Annotated in this window: 24 protein-coding genes; 15 read left to right on the top strand and 9 right to left on the bottom strand. The window is 61.0% G+C overall.

Going from position 1 to position 21,111, the window contains the following annotated elements; translation table 11 throughout:
* Positions 1–2 precede the first annotated feature (2 nt).
* The 8 genes from DS839_RS16440 to DS839_RS16405 all read left to right on the top strand — a co-directional run bounded on the left by DS839_RS16440 (position 3) and on the right by DS839_RS16405 (position 8,262).
* Positions 3–875, top strand: a complete 873-nt coding sequence (locus tag DS839_RS16440) for an ABC transporter permease (RefSeq protein ID WP_119271527.1) — start codon at positions 3–5, stop codon at positions 873–875.
* Positions 872–1,669, top strand: coding sequence for an ABC transporter permease (locus DS839_RS16435; protein ID WP_119271526.1), 798 nt, complete (start codon positions 872–874; stop codon positions 1,667–1,669). Before DS839_RS16440 ends, DS839_RS16435 begins: the two co-directional genes overlap by 4 nt.
* Before the next feature lie 82 nt (positions 1,670–1,751).
* Positions 1,752–2,444, top strand: coding sequence for a GntR family transcriptional regulator (locus DS839_RS16430; RefSeq protein WP_162918590.1), 693 nt, complete (start codon positions 1,752–1,754; stop codon positions 2,442–2,444).
* 29 nt (positions 2,445–2,473) lie between these two features.
* Positions 2,474–3,298 carry a carbohydrate ABC transporter permease gene (locus tag DS839_RS16425; protein ID WP_119271524.1) on the top strand — a complete coding sequence of 275 codons (825 nt, stop codon included), beginning with the start codon at positions 2,474–2,476 and terminating at the stop codon, positions 3,296–3,298.
* A 40-nt stretch (positions 3,299–3,338) separates the two neighbouring features.
* Positions 3,339–4,631: an extracellular solute-binding protein gene (locus tag DS839_RS16420; RefSeq protein ID WP_119271523.1), complete on the top strand. Its 1,293-nt coding sequence runs from the start codon at positions 3,339–3,341 to the stop codon at positions 4,629–4,631.
* Between the two features lie 73 nt (positions 4,632–4,704).
* Positions 4,705–5,586, top strand: a complete 882-nt coding sequence (locus tag DS839_RS16415; RefSeq protein ID WP_162918589.1) for a carbohydrate ABC transporter permease — start codon at positions 4,705–4,707, stop codon at positions 5,584–5,586.
* Positions 5,583–7,856 (top strand): propanediol/glycerol family dehydratase large subunit, encoded by a 2,274-nt coding sequence (locus DS839_RS16410; protein WP_119271521.1) that lies wholly within the window; start codon positions 5,583–5,585, stop codon positions 7,854–7,856. Before DS839_RS16415 ends, DS839_RS16410 begins: the two co-directional genes overlap by 4 nt.
* Positions 7,849–8,262 (top strand): diol dehydratase small subunit, encoded by a 414-nt coding sequence (locus tag DS839_RS16405; protein WP_119271520.1) that lies wholly within the window; start codon positions 7,849–7,851, stop codon positions 8,260–8,262. Before DS839_RS16410 ends, DS839_RS16405 begins: the two co-directional genes overlap by 8 nt.
* A gap of 6 nt (positions 8,263–8,268) precedes the next feature.
* Here the strand turns inward: DS839_RS16405 and blaOXA are convergent, their stop codons facing one another.
* From blaOXA to DS839_RS16385, 4 genes are all read right to left on the bottom strand, one after another.
* Positions 8,269–9,093, bottom strand: a complete 825-nt coding sequence (gene blaOXA, locus DS839_RS16400; protein ID WP_119271519.1) for a class D beta-lactamase — start codon at positions 9,091–9,093, stop codon at positions 8,269–8,271.
* A 100-nt stretch (positions 9,094–9,193) separates the two neighbouring features.
* Positions 9,194–10,411 (bottom strand): alpha/beta hydrolase, encoded by a 1,218-nt coding sequence (locus DS839_RS36520; protein WP_162918588.1) that lies wholly within the window; start codon positions 10,409–10,411, stop codon positions 9,194–9,196.
* A gap of 164 nt (positions 10,412–10,575) precedes the next feature.
* Positions 10,576–10,836, bottom strand: a complete 261-nt coding sequence (locus DS839_RS16390; protein ID WP_119271517.1) for a hypothetical protein — start codon at positions 10,834–10,836, stop codon at positions 10,576–10,578.
* Complete coding sequence (locus DS839_RS16385) at positions 10,833–11,027, bottom strand: hypothetical protein (protein ID WP_119271516.1); 195 nt, start codon at positions 11,025–11,027, stop codon at positions 10,833–10,835. Before DS839_RS16385 ends, DS839_RS16390 begins: the two co-directional genes overlap by 4 nt.
* Positions 11,028–11,208: 181 nt before the next feature.
* Between DS839_RS16385 and DS839_RS16380 the strand changes: the two genes are divergently transcribed.
* Entirely contained in the window at positions 11,209–11,466 is a 258-nt protein-coding gene (locus DS839_RS16380) for a hypothetical protein (RefSeq protein ID WP_119271515.1), read from the top strand.
* 3 nt (positions 11,467–11,469) lie between these two features.
* Here the strand turns inward: DS839_RS16380 and DS839_RS16375 are convergent, their stop codons facing one another.
* Entirely contained in the window at positions 11,470–12,174 is a 705-nt protein-coding gene (locus DS839_RS16375) for a LexA family transcriptional regulator (protein ID WP_119271514.1), read from the bottom strand.
* 72 nt (positions 12,175–12,246) lie between these two features.
* On the opposite strand from DS839_RS16375, the gene DS839_RS16370 reads away from it, so the two are divergent.
* The 5 genes from DS839_RS16370 (at position 12,247) to DS839_RS16350 (ending at position 18,533) form a co-directional block, all read left to right on the top strand.
* Positions 12,247–12,660, top strand: coding sequence for a hypothetical protein (locus DS839_RS16370; RefSeq protein WP_162918587.1), 414 nt, complete (start codon positions 12,247–12,249; stop codon positions 12,658–12,660).
* Between the two features lie 152 nt (positions 12,661–12,812).
* Entirely contained in the window at positions 12,813–13,370 is a 558-nt protein-coding gene (locus DS839_RS16365; protein WP_162918586.1) for a hypothetical protein, read from the top strand.
* Positions 13,371–13,600: 230 nt separating this feature from the next.
* A complete protein-coding gene (locus tag DS839_RS16360) occupies positions 13,601–14,422 on the top strand; it encodes a FecR family protein (protein ID WP_119271511.1) in 822 nt (273 codons plus the stop codon).
* A 53-nt stretch (positions 14,423–14,475) separates the two neighbouring features.
* On the top strand, positions 14,476–17,526 hold the full coding sequence (locus DS839_RS16355) for an autotransporter domain-containing protein (RefSeq protein WP_119271510.1): 3,051 nt from the start codon (positions 14,476–14,478) through the stop codon (positions 17,524–17,526).
* 263 nt (positions 17,527–17,789) lie between these two features.
* Positions 17,790–18,533 carry a FecR family protein gene (locus tag DS839_RS16350; protein ID WP_162918585.1) on the top strand — a complete coding sequence of 248 codons (744 nt, stop codon included), beginning with the start codon at positions 17,790–17,792 and terminating at the stop codon, positions 18,531–18,533.
* Between the two features lie 133 nt (positions 18,534–18,666).
* On the opposite strand, the gene DS839_RS36945 is transcribed toward DS839_RS16350, so the two are convergent.
* A complete protein-coding gene (locus DS839_RS36945) occupies positions 18,667–18,798 on the bottom strand; it encodes a hypothetical protein (protein ID WP_368911687.1) in 132 nt (43 codons plus the stop codon).
* 146 nt (positions 18,799–18,944) lie between these two features.
* On the opposite strand from DS839_RS36945, the gene DS839_RS16345 reads away from it, so the two are divergent.
* The gene (locus tag DS839_RS16345) at positions 18,945–19,118 is read left to right on the top strand and encodes a DUF1328 domain-containing protein (protein ID WP_119271508.1); all 174 of its coding nucleotides are present in this window, start codon (positions 18,945–18,947) and stop codon (positions 19,116–19,118) included.
* Between the two features lie 120 nt (positions 19,119–19,238).
* Here the strand turns inward: DS839_RS16345 and DS839_RS16340 are convergent, their stop codons facing one another.
* The 3 genes from DS839_RS16340 to DS839_RS16330 form a co-directional block, all read right to left on the bottom strand.
* Positions 19,239–19,739 carry a YciE/YciF ferroxidase family protein gene (locus tag DS839_RS16340; RefSeq protein ID WP_119271507.1) on the bottom strand — a complete coding sequence of 167 codons (501 nt, stop codon included), beginning with the start codon at positions 19,737–19,739 and terminating at the stop codon, positions 19,239–19,241.
* Positions 19,740–19,885: 146 nt separating this feature from the next.
* Complete coding sequence (locus tag DS839_RS16335; RefSeq protein WP_119271506.1) at positions 19,886–20,161, bottom strand: hypothetical protein; 276 nt, start codon at positions 20,159–20,161, stop codon at positions 19,886–19,888.
* Between the two features lie 572 nt (positions 20,162–20,733).
* The gene (locus DS839_RS16330; RefSeq protein ID WP_119271505.1) at positions 20,734–21,099 is read right to left on the bottom strand and encodes a hypothetical protein; all 366 of its coding nucleotides are present in this window, start codon (positions 21,097–21,099) and stop codon (positions 20,734–20,736) included.
* Positions 21,100–21,111: the final 12 nt, after the last annotated feature.

The following is a 21,111-nucleotide window of genomic DNA, read 5'->3' as shown; positions in this document are numbered from 1 at the left end:
CCATGGCGGATGAGGTCCGGAAGAGCTGGCGCGACCCGGAATTGCTGATCAAGGCCCTGCCGACCGTCATCCTGCAGACAGCGTGCTTCCTGGCGCCGCTGGTGATGACCTTCCTGCTCACCTTCCAGCGCAGCCGGAGTTTCCAGCTGCAATGGAGCTGGGACCTGTGGACCTGGACGGACATCTTCTCCAAGCCGCATTACTGGACGATCCTCATGCATACCATGTTCATGGCCATGGCCTGCGTGGCGATCTGCCTGGTGATCGCCTTTCCGGTGGCCTACGGGCTCGCGACGCGCTTCAAGGCGTGGGAAAACGAGATCAAGGTGCTCATCACTTTCGCCTTCATCACCGACGCCACCTTGAAGATCTATGGCTGGGCGTTGTTCCTCGACAAGAACGGCATGGCGAATTATGCACTGGCGTCGCTCGGCCTGCCGCCGGACATCGTCGCTTTCCTCTATACCGATTGGGCGACCTTGCTCGGCATGGTCTATTCGCTTCTGGCCTTCGCCATCTTCACGCTCTATCTGTCGATCAGCAATATCGACCGCTCGCTCATTCTTGCCGCCTATGATGCGGGTGCCGGCAAGCTCCGGGCGCATTGGGAAGTCACCTTGCCTTTGTGCAAGCCCGGCATCTGGGCCGGCAGCGTGCTGATCTTCCTGCTGAGCGCCGGCGCCTTCCTCGAGCCCAAGGTGCTGGGCGGCGGCAAGTCGCCGATGTCGGCGGAGCTCATTCGCCAGACCTTCGAGACACGAGTGAACTGGCCGCTTGGCGCGGCATTGACGCTCGTGCTGATGGTGGTGTCTGTCTTCATCGTTCTGCTGTTCAGCCGGGTGATCGGCATGAAACGTGCGAGCCTCGCGACATGAGCGCCCAAGTCGAGAACCGGCTGATCGATGCCGCGCTGTGGGGCAGCCTCGCCGTGGTGCTGATCTTCTTCTATATCCCGATCTTCACGCTGATCGCCTTCTCCTTCCAGGAAGGCCGCTTTCTGACGCTGCCCTTCGAGGGCCTTTCCTTGCGCTGGTATGGCGAATTGTTCCGCAATGCCAATGCGCTCACCGCGCTGTGGAACTCGACGCTGATCGCCGTCGTCACCACGCTCATCGCCACCGCCATTGGCACCATGGCGGCGATCGTCGCGGTGCGCTATCGGTTCAGAGGCCGGGAATCCTTCAGGCTGCTGGCGGGCGTGCCGCTGGCCTTCCCGCAATTGCTGCTCGGCATCGTGCTGCTGCTGTGGTTTTCGGTGCTGGGCCGCATCTTCGACTTTTCGACCGGCATCACCACCGCGATCATCGGCCATATCGTCTATATCACGCCCTTCGCCATGGTGATCGTCGCCGTGCAGGTTTTCAACTTCGATGCGACGCTCGAGGATGCGGCGCGCGATTGCGGCGCCGATACGTTCCAAGTCTACCGCCACATCACGATTCCGCTTCTGTGGCCGGGCATCTTCTCGGCCGCGATCTTCGCCTTCCTGCTGAGCTGGGGCAATTTCTATCTGACCTACAGCCTCGCCGGCTCGACCCGTACGCTGCCGACTTTCATCTTTTCCGGCATTGCCATCGGCTCATCGCCGCTCTATCCGGCGATCGCGACCGTTGTCTTCATTCCCGGTATCTTATTGGTAATACTTGCCAATCGCCTGCGCCGGGCGTGATTCTAGGGCTTCTGCTGCATGGGCTTTACAGCTACTTGTTATAACATATAGACTACAGCGTCTTCTGTCTTGCGGAATGCCCATGGCCGAGCTTGAGCCGATCACACCGGAGCCGTTGCACGAGAAGGCCTATGCGTCGCTGCGCCATGCGCTGCGCACCGGCCGGTTCCGGCCCGGCCAGGCGATGACCATCAGAGGTCTCGGCAAGGAGCTCGGCGTCTCGGCGACGCCCGTTCGCGAAGCGCTGCAGCGATTGATCGCGTGCCATGCGCTCAAGGTTCTGCCCAACCGGACGGTCATCGTTCCACCGCTCACTCGCGAGCGGTGCGCGGAAATCACCGAGGTCAGGCTGAGGCTGGAAGGTCTGGCGGGACGCCAGGCCGTCAACCGCATCACCGACCAGGCTGTGAAGCGCCTCGTCTCCCGCAAGAATCGGATGGATCGGGCGATCAAGGACCGTAATCTTGCGGCCTATCTGCAGAACAACGAAGAGTTCCATTCGACGATCTACGAAGCGGCGCAAATGCCCTTTCTCAACCAGATGATCGATCTCGCCTGGCTGCAGGTCGCGCCGTGGTTCAACCTGCTCGCGGTGGAAGGCAATTTCTACGAGAACGCCAATGCGTCGCACGCGCTGGTCATCGACCGGCTTGTCGCTCGCGACGCTGATGGCGTGGAAGCCGCGATCCGGCAGGATATCAACCAGGCGGTACGCCACATCATCGAATTTCTGGACAGCGGCGTGAAGGTTGCCGGCGTCAACGTGGCGGCGTGACGGTAGCCTATGCAGGTATGAGCAGTGTCATGGTCGGACAATCACGGTGGACGAAATATGCGGCACATGCCGTGCTGAGCCTGGCCTCGGCCGTCATTCTTCTACCCTTGCTGTGGGTGCTGCGCACGTCCTTCGCCGACAAGGTGATCGCCTACAAGATACCGCCCGACCTTTTCTTCACTCCGACGCTCGACAACTATCGCGAGATCCTGTTGCGTTTCAATTTCGCCTCCTTCTTCGTCAACAGTCTCCTAATCGCCCTGGCGACCACCGCCATTGCGATCGCCATCGGGGCATGCGCGGCCTATGTCATCGAGCGCTTCCGTGCCGGAGGCGCCGTGGCGCCGATCGCCATCCTGGCGACGCAGATGATGCCGCCGATCGTCCTGGTCATTCCCTTCTTTCTTATCTTCAAAGAAATGGCGCTCACCGACACGCATGCCGGGCTGATCATCTCGTATCTGACCTTCAACCTGCCCTATGTCGTCTGGATCCTGGTGAGCTTCTTCAAGCGCGTGCCGCGCGAGCTGGACGAGGCCGGCCTCATCGACGGCTGCACCACCTTCGGCGTGTTCTTGCGCATCGTCGTGCCTTCCGCCTTGCCTGGCATCGGCGCCGCGGCGGTCCTGAGCTTCGTCCTCTGCTGGAACGAGTTTCTGTTCGCCTTGATGCTGACCGGCAAGAATAGCCAGACATTGCCGGTCGCCATCTCGAGCCTCGTCACCCAGCAAGGCACGGCGATCGGCGCCGTCTGCGCCGCGACGATGCTCGCCATCACGCCGATGGTCATCCTTTATTTCGCCATCCGGAATTTGCTCATCGCCGGTCTGAGCCTGGGCGCGGTCAAGGGATGACGGATCACAACCGAACATCAAACAGGGAAAGGAAACACTCATGAGGAAGCACTACTGTTCACTGGCGGCACTTCTCCTACTCTGCGGCGCAGCACCGTCCCTGGCCGCGAGCGATGTCTGCAAGGACACCGAGATCAACATTCTCATGGAAACCGTTCCCGACACGGTCGCGGTTTCCAACATCAAGAGTGAGTTCGAGAAGGCCTACAACACCAAGGTCAATATCGAGGCCATCAACTATTCGCTGATGCATGAAAAGCTGGTGCCTAGCCTCTCCGCCAGCTCCGGTCATTACAATGTCCTGGTGGTCGACAGCTATTGGGTCGGCGAATTCAAGACCGCCGGCTGGATAGCCGAGCTCGACGAGCTGATCGCCCGCGACAAGATCGATACCGGCGTCTACATCCCGGCATTGATGGAATTGAACGGCCGCGTGCAGGGCAAGACCTACATGCTGCCCTTCTGGCACTACGCCATGGGCGTCCTCTATCGCAAGGACATCGTCGATGCCCCGGCATTCCGCGAGGCCTACAAGAAGCAGTTCGGCAAGGACTGGGAGTTCCCGAAGACGCTCGAGGAGTTCGCCGAAGTGGCCAAATGGGCTGGCAAGCAGGAGAACATGCACGGCATGGCGATGGCCGGACAGCGTGCCGACCCGGTCGTCATGGAGGCGACGAACTATCTGTTCAGCGTCGGCGGCGATTTCTATGACCGCGCGACATGGAAGAGCACCATGGGTAATCCCGAGGCGGCGAAGGCCGTCAACATCTATGCCGATCTCCTGAAGAACGCGGCTCAGCCGGGGGCGCTGGGAGCCAATTTCGACGACGTCGCCAATACCCTCAAGCAGGGCAAGGCAATCTTCGCGATCAGCTATCTCTTCCTGTTCCCGACCCTCCAGGACAAGAAAGACTCGCTCGTCGTCGACAAGATGATGTTCGAGCCCTTGCCGGGCAAGGAGAGCTTCCTCGGCGCCTGGGGCTGGGCCATCCCGTCCAACGCGCCCAACAAGGAATGCTCATGGGAGTTCCTGAAGTGGGTTGAATCGAAGGATGCGGCCTACAAGCGCGCGCTCGACGGCGGCCAGCCGACGCAGGCCTGGATCTATGAGGACAGCAAGTTCCTCGAGGCCTGGCCGATGATGAGAAAGGTCGGCTATGCGGTCGATCATTCCAAGGGCTTGCCGATCATGTCGCGCTCGACGCAGTTGGTCGAGACCTTCGCCGAAGTGTTGGGCACGGTTCTCGCTGACGGTGCTAAGTCCGAGGATACGCTCGCCGAGTCGGTTTCCAAGTTCGATCGCCTGGTGAAGGGCGATCCCTTGCTCAAGTAGTCGCTTCAATACGGGTCCGCTTCGGATGACGCTGCTCAACTCCGCCGAACGGCCAGGCATCATGGCTTTGCGGATGAAACCGAAGTCCGGCGCCGAAAGGCGCCGGACTTGGACCTCGCTTCTGTTTATGGCGCCGACCGTCATCGTCCTGGCGCTGGTCGTTGCGGCCCCGCTCATCTATTCGATATATCTGAGCTTCCACGAATATATCATCACTTATGGCCTCGGCGGTTTCACCGGCTTCGCCAACTACGTGGCGGTATTCCAGGACGAACTCGCAGGCGTCTCCTGGGTGACGCTCAAGCTCACCGTCCTTTGTGTTGTCATCGAGCTGGTGATCGCCTTTGGCCTGGCGCTGCTCCTCAACCAGCCCGAACTGCGCTTTCGCGACATCTATCTGGTCATTCTGATGATCCCGGTCCTGATGACGCCGGTTGCGGTCGCGTTGATGTTCCGCTTGATGTTCAACCCCAATCTCGGCATCATCAACTGGCTCATCGGCCTTGTGGGCATTCCGCCGCAAGGATGGTTCGGCGATCCCGGCCTCGCTCTACCAGTGATCGTCTTCGTTGATGCTTGGCATGAGACATCCTTGATGCTGATCATGCTCTATGCCGGCTTGAAAGCCCTGCCGGGCGAACCGATCGAAGCGGCCCGTATCGACGGCGCCTCGTCCTTCGGCATATTGTGGCATGTCGTCATCCCCATGATGCGGCCGGTGCTCCTGGTGACCATCCTCATCCGCATGATCTCGGCGCTCAAAAGCTACGACCTGATCTATATCCTGACGCAGGGTGGCCCCGGCAAGGCGACGGAGACGATCAGCTTCTATGCCTACCGGCTGGGCTTCCGTTTTCTCGATATCGGGCAGGCTGCGGCGGTCTCGTTCATCTTGCTGGCGGTGATCATCGCCTTGACCATTTGTCTGATCTATCTCATGCGCAGCACCGAATGAACACGACCTCACCTTCTTCCAACCGCTGGCGCCGCTTCGCCGAATGGGAAGAGCGGCCGCTCAATCTCGATCGCTTCGCCGTCGAGGATGCCGAGAACGGCTTTGCGGTCTTCTCCAGCCCGCATGACCCGAAGCCCGCGGTCGAGATCGCGGACGGCAAGCTCTTGTCTATGGACGGACGCAAGGTTGCCGATTTCGACATCATCGACATGTTCATTGCGCGCCACCATCTCGATCTCGCCACGGCCGAGACCGCGATGCGGATAGACTCGCTCAGCCTTGCCCGCATGCTGGTCGACATCAATGTCCCGCGCGCGGAGCTCGAAAGGCTGGCGCGCGGCATGACGCCGGCCAAACTCGCCGATGTGGTCGGCAAGCTGTCGGCGCTCGAGATCGCCTTCGCCTATTCGAAGATGCGCCAGCGCAAGGCGCCGGGAAACCAGGCGCATGTGACCAATGCCAAGGACGATCCGCTGCAGCTGGTGGCCGACGCGGCGACGGCCGTAGCCCTCGGATTCGACGAGATCGAGACCACCATGCGGGTGGCGGGCAATGCCTGGTCCAACGCGCTCGCCTGCACCGTGGGCGCCGCCGTCGGGCGCGGCGGCGTCCTGTTCCAGTGCTCGATCGAAGAGGCCGAGGAATTGCAGATCGGCTTTGCCGGTCTTGCCTCCTATGCCGAGACGGTTTCCGTCTATGGCACGGAGCGCGCCTTCATCGATGGCGACGACACGCCCTGGTCCAAGGCCTTCCTCGCCGCGGCCTATGCCTCGCGCGGCATCAAGGGCCGCTGCACGTCGGGTGCCGCCGCCGAATTGCTGATGGGCTTTCATGAGAAGCGCTCGCTGCTTTATCTCGAGGCGCGCTGCCTCTGCCTGCAGCGCGCCATGGGCATCCAGGGCACGCAGAATGGCGGCATTGACGGGGCGCCGCTCACCGCTTCGATGGCGGGCGGTGTCCGCGAGCTCATGGCGGAGAATCTGCTGGCGGTATGGCTCGGGCTCGAATGCGCTTCGGGCAATGATACCCGCATCAGTGAGTCGGAAATCCGCGTCGGCGCGAAGATCGCGCCCTATCTCATGGCAGGTTCGGACCTGATCTGCTCGGGCTTCGGCTCGATCAAGACATACGACAATTCCTTCAATGCCTCCTTGTTCAATGGCGAGGAGATCGAAGATTATCTCGTCCTGCAGCGCGATTTCGAGGTCGATGGCGGCCTCGTGCCGGCGAGCGAGGACAGCATACTGAGTCTCAGAGTGCGCGCGACCGAGGCCCTTTCAGCGGTGCTGGACGAGCTGGGCCTCGCCAAGGTCACGCAAGCCATGCGGTCCTCGGTGGTCTTCGCCTCGGGTTCGGACGAGACGGAGAGCTTTACCGCGGGCCAAGCGACGGCAATCAGTGAGAAAATCAAGGAGCGCGGCATCACGGCGATCGATATCGTGAAGGCGCTGGCCAAGCGCGGCTTCGGGCCGGAGGCCGAGAATCTGCTGCTCATGCTGCGCCAGCGCGTCTCGGGCGATTATCTGCAGACCTCGGCCATCATCCGCGATGGAGAGGTGATGAGCGCGGTGAACACACCCAATGATTATCAGGGGCCAGGCACAGGCTACCGGATGAAACCCGAACGCTGGCAGGAGGTCAGAAATATTCGAGGGTTGCTGTCGCGCGACAAGGTGCTTGCTGCGGAGAGCCTGCCCGGCCCCGATCACTTCCGCTTGCAGCCGCTGGCGATTGCGAAGCGGGGAACCGACCCCCGTGAGGTCGTCATCGGTGTCAGTCCGGCCTTTGCCGAGAGATTGCATCAGACGACGGCCGGTCATCCGCTTGGACAAGTCGTGAAGGCCCTGACCGCCGGGATCGAGGAAGGGGGCGGTGTCGCGCGCATCGTCCGCATCCGACATACGGCGGATACGTCCTTCCTCGGCCTGACGGCGGCCAAACTGTCGGGTTCGGGCATCGCCATTGGCATCCAGGCCAAGGGAACGGCCGTGATTCATCAGGCCGATCGCCTGCCGCATCTCAATCTCGAGCTCTTCTCCAATGCGCCGCTGATCAGCCTCGATCACTACCGGGCGCTGGGCCGCAATGCCGCGCGCTATAGCCATGGTGAGCGGCCGGAGCCCGTCATCGTGCCGGTGCGCGGTGAGGCGCTGGGCGCGCGGTTCCATGTCCGCGTCGCACTCCTCTACGCGCTCGAAACCGAGCTAGTCGATCCCGAGGCGGAGCCGGTGGATGTCGTCGCCACGTTCGGGAGACTGGGAAATGAGTGACGACATCTATCCACTGTCGGAGAAGAAGCCTGAGGCCGTCGCCACGCCGCGTGGGCGCAAGCTTGCGGATATGACACTCGATGCCGTGATCAAGGGCGAGGTGACCGCGGCCGATGTCGCGATCACGCCGGAGACACTGAGGCTGCAGGCGAAGATTGCTGAGTCCGCAGGCCGCGACCGCCTGGCGCGGAATCTCGAAAGGGCCGCGGAGCTCGCCATAATTCCCCAGGATATCGTGATGTCGACCTATGAACTGTTGCGTCCCGGCCGGTCGGAGAGCTCACAAGCCCTGCGCCGGCGCGCCGAGGAACTGCGCCAGAAGTTCAACGCTGCCTTGATCGCCGGTTTTCTCGAGGAAGCTGCGGACGCCTATGATGCCCGTGGCTTCTTCAGCAAGCGTTATTGAGCAGGATCAGCGCTGCATCAGCTTCGGGAGCTGCTTGAGGAAGAGATCCCTCACCGCAGGTCCTTTGGGACGGTCTGATTTCTCGCTGCCGACATCGAGCCGGACGAAGATGATGCGCCGGTCGCCTTTCTCGGCCCAGCCGACGAACCAGCCAATGGGATGGTTCTTGTCGTATTCGTTCTTCTTGTCGCGCAGCCAGATGCTGCCGGTCTTGCCACGGACACGCCAGCCGCCGGCGCCATCGAAAGCCGGCATCACGCTGCGGGTCAGGGCTTGCGCCTCCTTTGTCGCCGGCAGTGAATCCAAAAGAAGGCGGCGGATGAACTGGGCCTGCTCGTCGGGCGAGATCACCAGCGAGGAGGAGAGCCAGGAATGGGTGAGCCCATTGTTCTTGCCCAGGTCTCCAGCGACGTCCTTGTTGCCGTAGCCGAGCCTGGCCACATAGGCGGCAAATTTCTTAAGCCCCAGGCGGCGCGTGACCTCGCGCGAATACCACAGGACGGAGTCGCGTTCCCAGATCGCGGGATCTACGGTCTTGTGGTCGCGTTTGGGCGCCTCGATTCCGGGCTGCCAGGACCAGGCCGGGTCATGCGCATCTTTCAGGACGCCGGCATCATAGCCCATGAGTGCCAGTGGGATTTTGAAAGTCGAGGCGGGGCTGAAACCTTCATCGCAAGTTCCTTCGCGCCGGATCGTGGCGTTCGACTTGGCATCGAGGATCAAGGTGCAGGTGAGAGGTGGTCTTGTCGCGGCTTCGGCCCGAGGCTGAAGGTTGATCGCGGCGAGGAAAAAGGCGGAAAGGAGAACCGGTGCGAATAGGCGAATCATCATGTCGACAGGTCGCGGTGCAATGGTGTCAAGAAGATGACGGGCTGTTCTCGTCAGGTTTCTATTTGCTTCGTTTAAATGCAAATGGAAGGCAGTCCGATAGCTACTTGACAAACCGTTTGCCGTTTACATCAACCAGCACACAACCATGCTTGTTTGACGGCGCCTGATAGGCGTCAACACCCATGGCAACATCGCAGTCGAAGAGAGCGGCTTCCTCGGCGTCCAGCTGGTTTTCCCTCCCAATATCCCAGCGCCAAGGGCCGTCTTTGCTAACGGCGATGGCCTTATGCTTTGATGTCGCCCTGTACTCTTCTATCTGCCGCGCTGTCAGATTGGGAAAGAAAACATGCTCGCTCGTGCGACTGACTTTTAGCGATGGGATCCGCAGAAACTTGCTGATCGCGGCTTCAACTTCTGGCCACCATATCGCTGCATAGTGGTCCATTCCGGCAACCGATACCCAAGCCATCTTACCGGCACCACTTACATTTCTGCAGGATCGAGCCAGTGCCTTTGCGCTAGTCACATCGGGAAAGGATCGATCTTTTGTCCCGGCGATAACGAGGACGGGAACACCTTTTGCAACCCAATAGAACCCAGCAAATCCGCAGCGACTTCCGGTAACGATGATGCCATCAACCTTTTCACCCAGAGCCTGTGCGACAAAGCCGCCTTCCGAATGGCCGTGCAAATAAAGTGGCTCGCCCGCATACTTCTTTTTGATGCCGGCGATAGTACGCAATGTCTGGGCGACTCGCAGTTTCATAATGCGTGTCTGCTGATCCATGCCGTCTTCGCCCGGTCCACCGCAACGCGCGGGATCGCGCACTTCGGCGAAACTGTTCGGGATAATGACCCGAAAGCCTGCAGCGCGATAATAGTTTACCCACGCCATCTGCCAGCCGTGGAAGTTGTAGCCGTTGCATCCATGCAATAATAGCATTGTCCCGCGTGACGTGACGCCGCTAGGGTCCCAGTATTTACCGAATTGCCAGGGGTAGTCCTTACCCTGAGCTGGCGTGCCAAACGGGATGCCGATGGGTGCGGCGTTGCCGGTCCGTTTCCCGTCGAGATCGAAGAGGACGCATTTTTGACTACGCAGTTTCTTGAATTTGGATGAACGTAATATACGGTTGCAGGCATTTAGCGCACTCTTTGATGCTGCGGCGGCCGTGCTGCCCCCATAGCTATTTGCCCAATGTCCGCCTGGCCCTACTGCAATTGCCTTGTGCGCCTTGTCGTGTGGATATTTGTGAATTGCATAAAACTCAGCAACATCCGGGACATGAAACTCAGCGGACTTTGCGGTTTGCGCCAACACAGGCGGCCAGCATAAAACAAGGCATATGACCGAGGCGAGGGTAAAGCGAGGCATTTCACGTGCCTTTTGCCGAGCACATCGAGTGGGGAGACGAAATCGCATGATGGGGTGCCGCCCGTTGGAAATCGCCAATTTCTTGCAAGCTTTGAAGTTGCAGTCAATTACCCCCGGCCCTTATAGTTGTGTTCCGCCGCTTCTCTGATCTCACGCCAGGTGGCGGGATGCTCGCGTTTGATCTCGGCAAGGACTTCGCGGGCGCGCAAATCGGTAAAGGCATATTGCTTCTCGTCCGCGCCGACGAAGAACACATCGCAGGCGAGATCGTCGGCGAAGGCTTCGTCATGGATGGGGCGGATGCGGATTTCGAGGTCGCCCACCACGATGTCGCGCTCGCGGAGCGGGATGAAGGCGGTGACCATCATGGCGCGAGCGCCGGCCGGGTTAGCCTTGTGAGCTCGGCATGTCGTGCGCGATCAGCATCGCTCCATCGGTCTTTCATGGCGAGCACCGCCAATTCGCGCTCGTTGGGTGAGGCTTCCGCCCAGGCCTTGGCATAGGCCTCGATATAGAGCGCATTGCGCTGCCGTCGGGCCTCGGCTTCGCTGAAGATCATTGCCGTCTCCGTCCAAATCTGGAACTCTATCTATACGTAAAATTTGTTATTGTCAACGTAAAAAGCGTATGAACTGAAAATTGGCGTATACGTAGAGATCATATGGCAATGAACTCAAAAAGTTCTTGATTTGTTCTCATATTGGAGTCAGCCTGGGCGCAGCACAGGGAGGCAAAATCAGATGGCCATGCAGACTTATTTCGTCGTCCAGCCCTATCAGGAAACCAACCGGGGCGCTCTTGTCGCGCTACCGGCGATTGCCGCCAAGGATGCCGATCAGGCCCAGCGGCTGGTCGCGCAGCAGAAGAGGGTGGCCGTGGGCGTGATCGCCTTTTCACGCCGGGGCGACCCGGAGGCCGGCGATTATGAGGATGCGGTGGTGCTGTCGCGCTGGGGGCGGGTGCCCGATGACGGCGATATGGCGGACGCCGCGGCCTGAAGCTCAGCGCACATTGCGCTTGCCGACGATCCGGTGGCAGACCGTCCAGTCGGCGCGCGATTCGGTGAAATCGCGGGGCGGCTGGTATTGGCGCAATTTCCACTCGAGGTTCGACATGCCGATCAGCGTCTTGATGATCGCCTCGGCCTCGCCATGGGGCGGAACGTGATAGAGAACGACGTCGGTATCGCGTTCGATTGGCTTGTGAGGATTGACCCAGGCGACGTCGCCCGGCCTGTAGGCGGGCACCATGGACTCCCCGACGATCAGGATCCCATAGGCATCCCGCACCCGGATAAGCTCATCGGGCGGACGCACCTCTTCGATCGGATTGAGATCGATGATGATGTGGCCCTTGCCGCCCTGGGCGGCGGAATAGATCGGAACGAGGGATGTCCTGAGCGGTGGTAGCGGAGGATCGATGATCACGGGCGGATCTCCTCTCGGAGCTTGGGGATAGCCCCCGAGCGCCCAGACTTCATCGGCGGTTACCGGCACCTCGCCCTTGGCCGCACGGCCGGCGAAGAGGGGAGCAAGCTTCTCGAGGATCTCGCGCGGCAGATAGAGCTTGGTGAACTTTTTGGGGTCCTCGTAATGCTGATAGCCCGATGGCGTCTTGCGGCCCAAGGCCGCCGCGGCCTCGGCCATGCTGACGCCGGCGCGCACGCGCAGCGCCTTCAAACGTTCCGTGACCGGAATATCCACCATTTCACGAATATAACGTAAAAAGGTGGTGCATTCAAGTTTGACATTTGTACGTTAAAAACGTATAAATGAGTTATGACGATCACCATCTTCCCGTCCCCACAGATTCCGAGACCCGCCGTTCGAGATGAGCTCGCGGCGGCAGGGCCGGTCGAGCCGTCCTCCTCCCCGGACATGGCTCCCGGCCCGACCCTTTCCCCGCAAGGTGCGCGCGCCGATCAGTTTCGCCGCCGCAGGACATCGGAGCTCGTAAGCCAGGCGCGGCATCTTTATCGCCGCGGCGATAATTATGCGGGCATCGCCCGCGTGGTCGCCGTGACGCCCGACACGGCGCGACGCTGGCTCGATCCCGATTACGACTTGAGGCGCCGCCGCTACGCTGCCGTCATCGGTGCCTATCGGCCTGAGGACGAAGCAGACGTGCCGACCTTGGCCTTCGTGCCCGGCGTCGTCATCACCGGCCGCTATCGCATGAAGCGGCCATCGTGACGGCCGCAAGCCTGGCGCATCCCGGCGAAGTGGGATCACTTCGCCGAAAAAGGATTCGCGCCAAATCAATATTTTGGAGCAAATCCTTATCGCCAAAGTCTCCAACTTTGGCGGGATTTGCTCCGGCATCCGAACAACAGGAGGAGATGATCATGAGAGCCGGACGCAAGCGCAAGCCGGGGCACCGTTACGAATCGGGCGACAGGATGAACGCCGTGCGCCAGGACGAAGTGCGCCGCGTCGCGCTCGAGGCGCGCATGCGCGTCTTCGGCATACCGAGCGAACTCGCCTCGCGCGATGTGATGGGCTCCCCCTTGGGCCGGCTTCTGCATTGGAACATCATCACCCCGGCGCAGGCCGATGGCGGCTATAATTTCGCGCTCACCATGCGCGACTATCTGGCGGCGACGGGCGGCCAGCGGCCGAGCCAGAACAAGGCGAGCTTCCTGCCTTCGTTGCGGGGCTCGGGCGACCCCGATATGCCGGTCAAGGCCGAAGGGCGTGCCCGCGCTTACATGGAGGCGTTGCGGGAGGTCGACACGCTCGATCCATCGGCGCTCTCGGCCACCAGCATCGTCTGGGATGTATGCATTTCGGAGAACGACCGCATGCGCGATGCCGAGCTTGGCCTCTTGCGCTCGGGCCTCAATGCCCTGAGCCGGGTCCTGCATCGCGGCATCGTCATGGGGACGACCCGGAAAACGGGATAGACAGGCGGCCAACGTCGCCTGTCGGATTCCGTTTTTTCGACCACGAGTCCAGAAGTCCGCGGCAGCGGGGTCGAGCAGCCGGTTCCTCTATCCCAGCCCGGTAAGTCTGTGATCCAAAAGCCACAATCGGACCGGATTATGTGACCGGCCGTAACTTCCAGGTTGTTTTTTAAGGGCAAAGCCGCCAAAAAGAGTCGCATAGAGGGGGAATTGGCTGGGGGAGAGCCTTCATGGTGCGTTCCGCCCGACTTTTGTTCGTGGCATTGGTCGGCCTTTTTGCGCTGACGGGGGCAGGCACGGCAGCCACGCCCATTGGGCAAGTGGTTGCCGTCGTAGGTTCGCCCACGAGCTCGGGCCGCGCGCTAAGCGCCGGCAGCGCCGTCTATGAGAATGACAGGCTCGTCACCGGCAGGGGCAATGTCCAGATACTGTTCATCGACAATACCAAGCTAGTGGTCGGCCCCAATTCGACGCTGGTCATCGACCGCTTCCTGATGCGCGGCGGCAATCGGGCCCAGAAAATCTCCGTCGACGCCTTGCGCGGCACATTCCGTTTCATCAGCGGCAACAGCGCCAAGAGCGCCTATGACATCCAGACCGCCAATGCCACGATCGGCATCCGCGGCACCGCTTTCGATTTCTCCTCGGCTGGCCGCGAGACGCTGATTGCCGTGCTGCAGGGCGGGGTAAGGCTCTGTGCCCGCGGGCGCTGCGAATCGATCCCGCAAGGCTGCGGCGTCGGGCGCGCCAGGAGCGGCGATGTCGATCAACTGGGCGGCCGCGCCAAGGGCCAGGCCTTGCGCACGCTGCCTTATATCGTGAACCAGGGCTCGCTGGCGCGGGGCTTCCGGCTCAACACCCAGTCCTGCCGCTCGAGCCTGACCTTGGTGCCGACCGCGCCGGCCGGCCGAAAGGGTGACCGCGGATCGCCGCCGGGAAGCACTCCAGGCGGTGGCGGTGGGGGTGGGGGTGGTGGCGGCGGCGGACCGCCCGGCGGCGGCTTTGGAGGGGGCGCGCCAGGAGGCGGACCTGGCCATGGTGGTGAGACATAATAGTAGCTCGACATGAACGCCAGGGGTGAGATTCGGGACAAGGAATTGGGGATATGGGAAAGCCGCTGAACTGGATGCTGTCGGACACCCCCGCGCGGAAGGCGACGAGCCGTCTCCTGCGCAGCCGGCTGGCGGCGACGACCATCCTGGCCGTGGTGCCCTTCCTCGGCTATGGGCGTCAGGCCTATGCCTATTGCACCTCGGGCTCTGCAACGATCGTATGCAGCGGCACCGAGACCTTCATCGATCACAACGATACCGACGCGGCGGTGGAGACGGCGCCGCCGTCTTTGACCGTGACGGAGGGCGGCGTCCGGGTTACAGGCGAAGGCTTGATCCAGTTCCTCGACGACAATGCCTCCTCGATCACCAACCTGGATGGCCATGGCCTCGAGGTCATCGCGGATGACGGCTTGGAACCGCCGCCTGTTGGCCGCATCAATGTGTTCGCCAATGGCACCGCCATCACCGCCATTGAAGGCAGCGGCATTTACACGCGCAACTTTGGCAGTGGTGAAACGACCATCATGGTCACCGGCGATGCTCTGATCACCGGGACGACGAGTGATACCGAATTTCCCTACCCGGTCGCCGACGGCATCAATGCCTATAACCGGGGCACAGATCTCACCATCACCACGGACGCCAATACCATTGTCCGCGGCGCCCACAATGGCATCGATGCGGTGAACCTCGGTTTTGCCTATGATCCGGCGGAGGACGGCAGCGATCTCACGATCAACGCCAACGGCATAGTGTATGGCTATGGCTATGACGCCATCTATGCCCGGAACGGCTATAATGGCGGGATCGTCGCCGGCGATCTCACCATCACCACCGGCGCTCTGAGCGTCGTCAAGGGGGCCGGCCACGGCATACAAGCTCTGAATTACGGCGATGGCGAGCTCAGGATCGAGGCCAATGGCATTGTGGGTGGCTATGCCCAGGGCGCGTATCAGGGTGACGGCATCCATGCCTCTAATTCGTGGAACGGGAAAGCGCTGACCATCACCACGGGTCCGGGCAGCACCGTCAGGGGCGAGGGCGACGACGGCATCGATGCGCGCCAGAATGCCAACTGGGATCTCACGATCGATGTCAACGGGTCGGTGACGGGCGTAGGCAACACCTATGAGGATTATCCGGCCTTTGGCATCGCCGCCACGCATGGCGGCGACGTTTTCGAAGATGGCGTGGTCGACATCACCGTCGGCGGCGGCGGCCTGGTGCAGGGCGAAACGGGGGGCATCGGCGTCTGGTCCACTGCCCGCGACATCTCGATCTACAATGCGGGCATGGTGCGCAATCTTTCCGGCGAATCGCATGACCTCGCCATCATCACGAATGCCGAAGCTTACTTCTGTGATTATTACTGTTATTACGTGGGAAGCGGGAACACCCATGTCGACAATCGGGCCAACCTCATCGGCACGGTCCGCTTCGAAGCCGCTGAAGGCAATGACACGCTGGACAACCACGGCTTCTGGAACATGGCAGGCGGTGACAGCGATTTCGGCGGCCAGGAGGATTATGACCTTCTTAATTATGACATTCAGTATCAAGGTGGTGGTTATGACGTCGTGAACAACACCGGCACGCTGGTCGCTGCCGATGACTCGTCGAATCCCGAGACCTCACGCATATTCAATCTGGAAAAATTCAACAATGACGGCGGCCTGATTTCGCTTCTCGACGGCGACCACGATGATACCCTCGTGCTGACCAGTCAAACCCAGTTCGACTTCGAGAATGGCATAGGCACGCCCGCCTTGGCCTATACCGGCACCAATGGCCGGCTCGCGGTCGATGCCAATCTGGGGCAGGGAAACGATCCGGAAACCGATCATTTGTCCGACGAGCTTTTCGTCATCGGCAGCACCGCGGGCACGACCACCGTTCACGTCAATGTCGTTGGCGCCAATGGCGCCAATCTCGTGGGCATACCGGTGGTGCGCATCGTGGGCACGCAATCGGCGGAAGACCAGTTCAATCTCGCTGGTCCGATCAATGGCGGCTTCTTCGTCTGGGACATGCGCTTCGATCCGCTCAACAACTGGCACGAGCTCTATACCGTCACCGAGAACCCCGACGGCTCGGGCGACCCCGTTGTGGGTCCTGGCGCCTTCGAATTCCCCGCGGGCTTCGGCGCAACGCAGGACATCTGGTTCCAGACGATCGGGACCGTGCTGCAGCGCCAGGCCGATTTGCGCCCGCTCCTCCAGGGCCTGGGCGTGACCCCGGTTGCCGATTACAGCGAGCCGGTCGAGCCGACGCCCATCGCCGGCGCCATCATGGCCCCCGGCTTCTGGTTCAAGGGCTTCGGCACCTATATCGATCTCGACGATGAGGAGAATGGCTACGACCTCGACCGCAAGCAGACGATCTATGGCGGCATGGCGGGCTTCGACTTCGGCACCAAGGAAGCCTTTGGCGATGCATGGCTCTTCGGTGTCTTCGGCGGCTATGTCGGCTCCGATCTTGATTTCAAGGCGACCAACACCGAATGGGATTTTCAAGGCCCGATGGTCGGCGCCTATGTGACCTATCTCGACCAGGCCTTCTATGCCGACGCCACGGTGAGGGTCGACTTCCTCGACATCGACATCGACCCGCAAGACCTGGGAGGCGATGATTCCGATACCGATGCGGTGAATGTCGGCGGCCGCCTCGATACCGGCTACAAATTCGGCCACACGGCCTATATCGAGCCGCAGGCATCGCTCGCGGTCGTCTATACCGAGATCGACGACGTCGATGTCTTCGGCGGCACCGTCGAGTTCGATGACGACACGAGCGTGCGCGGCCGTCTCGGCCTGCGCTTCGGCGTCGATCATACCCATACCGATGCCACGGTCTATTCGGCCGACGTGACGGCGAGCGTGTGGCAGACTCTCACAGGCGGCGACTCGGATGTGACCATCGTCGATACGGGCGTTCCGGATTTCGGAGCCTCCGATGATCAGAGCTCGACCTTTGGCGATATCTCGCTGGGCCTGGGCGTGGCCAATCCCGACGGCTGGTCGAGCTTCGTGCGCGGCAACTATCTGTTTGCCGACGACTATGAGGCCTTCACCGGCAATGCCGGGGTGCGCTTCGTCTGGTAGTCGCGTGCCGCCTTGGGCGGCGCCGGTCGATAGCAGCGGTTCAGCGAAACATTTCGCAGGCCTTTTTTATGCCGCAATGATTCTGTGCCTGGAACGAAACAGGCACTCCCCGCAAATATTTGTAAGTTGCCTTTTTCCGAAAAACCGGTCAAAAGCTCGGCCCCTGAGAGAGGGCGAACTGACTGTGGAGATTCTGCATGTTGCGTTCCGCCCGCTTTTTATTTGCGGCAACGATTGGATTTTTTGCTCTCGCAGGGCCCGGCATGGCCGCAAGCCCCATCGGCAAAGTAGTCGCGGTCGTGGGTTCGCCCACGGGTTCGGGCCGCGCTTTGAGCCCCGGCAGCGCCGTCTATGAGAATGACAGGCTCGAGACCGGCAGAGGCAATATTCAGATCGTTTTCGTCGACAGCACCAAGCTCGTGGTCGGCCCCAATTCGACCTTGGTCATCGACCGTTTCCTCATGCGTGGCGGCAAGCGCGCGCAGAAATTTTCGGTCGACGCCCTGCGCGGCACCTTCCGCTTCATCAGCGGCAACAGCGCCAAGAATGCCTATGACATCCAGACCGCCAATGCGACGATCGGCATTCGCGGCACCGCTTTCGACTTCTCTTCCGGCCGGCAGACGCTCGTCGCCGTGCTGCAGGGGCGGGTGAGGCTTTGCGCTTCCGGTGAATGTGAGATCATCCCCGACAATTGCGGCGTCGGGCGGGCGCGCAGCAACGATGTCGATGAGCTGGGCGGCCGCGCCAAGGGCCGCGCTTTGCGCACGCTGCCCTATATTCTCGATCAGGGCACTCTGGCGCGGCCTTTCCGCCTCAACACCCAGTCCTGCCGTTCGAGTGCCACGCTGTTCGAGAATTTCTTCGGCGGCGGCAATAATTCCCGGAGTGACCGTGGCGGTGTCAGGGCGGGATCGGATCGGGGACCCCCGTCGGACGGCGGCGGCGAGCAGGATGGTGGCACCGGCGGCGATACCGGCTCTGACGGGCCCGGCCGCAATCTCTGAATCGCCGGGGAGAAAGCGGCGCGCGACCGGCAGTTGCGCGCTGCGCCATTTTGAGTTGCGAAAGCGAACGCTTCGGCAGGCCGACGCGTTTTTTCCGATCACGGAAGTGCGCCGGGTCGCATATTGGCGGCTATCAATGGCCGCCGGCGAACCAGACGATCAGCAATCCGATGAGGCCGGAGACGACGACCAGGCTTAAGGCAAAGGGCAGAGGTTGCTCGCTTGCCGCCAGCCGCGCCTTCGCTGATTTTGTTGTCCTTTTCATAAGCATTTAATTCTTGCAGGCTTCGATTGGTTCCACGCTTCCGTCATGTGGATGCCTGATCTCTACAGTGATATGCCGATGGAACCGCTCGCCCGAGCTCGACGTTCTATTGGACAGCTGTGGAAAGTCTGAGTGAGAAGATTCTCATGTTGAAATGGGCGCTCATATTCTTTCTGGTGTCGATTGTTGCCGGCGCATTAGGCTTTTCGGGCATCGCGCAAGGCGCGGCCGGAATTGCAAAGATTCTTTTCACGCTCTTTCTCATCCTCGCCGTTATTTTCCTCATTCTTCTTTTTGCCGGCATTTCCATCGTAAGCTGAAGCGAGAAACGTGGGCTTTGCCTCGCCACGGCAAAGTTCCGCTCTCCATGCGCATCCTGGTTGGATTTCGTTTGATGAAAAGGCCCGCCGGATCGACCGGCGGGCTGATGGGTGAATGCTTCAGGCGGCTTCCTTGCGTTCGGCCATGGGATTGACCTTTTCGGCGATGCCGTTCAGCTTCTCGTCCGCCGCCTTTTCCTGCTCGAGGCTTTCAACCAGGAGATCGGCAGCATCGGTCAGCTCGAGTTGCTTGGCCCAGGCGATCAGCGCGCCATAGCGGGCAATCTCATAATGCTCGACGGCCTGGGCGCTCGCGATCAGTCCGGCATCCATCACGCCGTCCTCCTCGGCCTCTTCCATGACGTGATCGCCCTCCGCCGAGAGGCCTTCCAACGCTTCGCACTTCTTGCCGCGTGCGGCCTTGTCGAGCATCTCGAAGACTTTTTCGATCCGCTCCACCTGCCCCGCGGTTTCCTCAGCATGCGATGTGAAGGCGTCGACGAGTTCCTGCGCGGTTGCCTTCTTTGCCATCTTGGGAAGGATGCGGGTCAGCTTCTTCTCCGCGTAATACATGTCGCGAAGAGTGTCTTCGAACAGGGCTTCAAGCGAGTCCATGGCCATGGGTGTCCTCCGTTGTCGAGTTGGGATGAGGCTTCAACGGCGAATCCGAATTTATGTTCCAGTCGCTGATCCGCTTGCGATTGCTCGAATGCCGCATGCGAAGGCCGCCAGACAATGAGTTGAGCAATCCACCTGGCGCCGGCGTTCTAGCGCTCGGTGTCAGGCGCCGGACCGCTCACGACGATGTCGTTGGTGCTGGCGACTTCGGGCAGCCCCGCGGCTTCCGGCGTCATGGGTGGAAGGACCTCGCCCAGGATCTGCCAGGGGGGCACGCCTTCTTGGGCCAGGCTCAAGATCCGCCGCGCCACCGCATCAACGGCAACGGGATGGGTGATCCCGCGACGTTCGAGGATGCGTTTTGCCTCGTGGAAGACCTCGACGAGGGCATTCAGATATTCGGGTTCGAAATAGGCCTTTGGCACGGCGCGTCTCCGGCGCTTCAAATGATGGGCTCGCCGAGGGGCTGCACGGCGGGCCAGGGCCTTCACCGGCGGCATGGACCGATGGCCAACCCGACATCGGACTCTGATCAGGGGCGGCGGGGAATGCCTTAACCCTGGTTAAGTCTGAGACGAAATCAGCTGGGAAAAACCTGGGGGCCTGAGGCGGGAATCAATAGTAAAGTCATGATTTTAGCCGGGATCCCTCGCCTGAGCCGGATCCCCGCAAGCCTATGGTTTCGATTTCGTTAACACACTTTTTACCCTGCGGAATAATCATCGGGACGCCCCTGCAGTGAGTTGGCGTACAACGGAAGGGCCGGGGGGATAACTTGGATCTCGGCTCTTCCGTTGATCTCAAGAAGCCAAGGCGAGGGCCGCGTGCAAGAAGGACCGCGACATCCCGGTAAAATGCGATTCTTGATCCTCTTCTGGCTCGGTGTTGTCGTGGCGGTCTTAGCCTTCTGGGGCGCGGCCTTATGGGGCACGCTGGCCTTCTGGAATTCGTGAGTCGGCGCACTCCCCGCGAGTCCTTCCGCTGACTATTGCGGAGCTCAGCTGCGCCTCAGCCAGAGCCGCGGCTTTCCACGATTGAGATAGCCATAAAGGGTGCTGTTCCCTTTGCGGTACAGCTCGCCGCATTTCGTGTCGCTGATGATCGATGAGAATGTCAGGCAGATCCTGTCGCCATCCGATGTGCGCTTGGTTGTCCAGCGGCCCGAGGCGGGTATGCCGTTATAGCGTCCCCTGACGGTCCCATCGGCGGCGATCGTCAGCACGAGCGAGGCCTTTTTGTAGTTGCCGGACCATGTACCGGGCACCACTTGGCGGATTTCACGCGCATCCAGCCGGTCGGCGGCGAAAGCCTGGGGGACGGCAAGGGAAAACGAAACGATGAGTGCGGCGAGGATGCGGTTCATCGCGGCAATAGA

The sequence above is a fragment of the Taklimakanibacter deserti genome, from assembly GCA_003574785.1.
The sequence above is the reverse complement of the archived record's forward strand: the minus strand, read 5'-3'. Positions and strand labels throughout refer to the sequence as shown.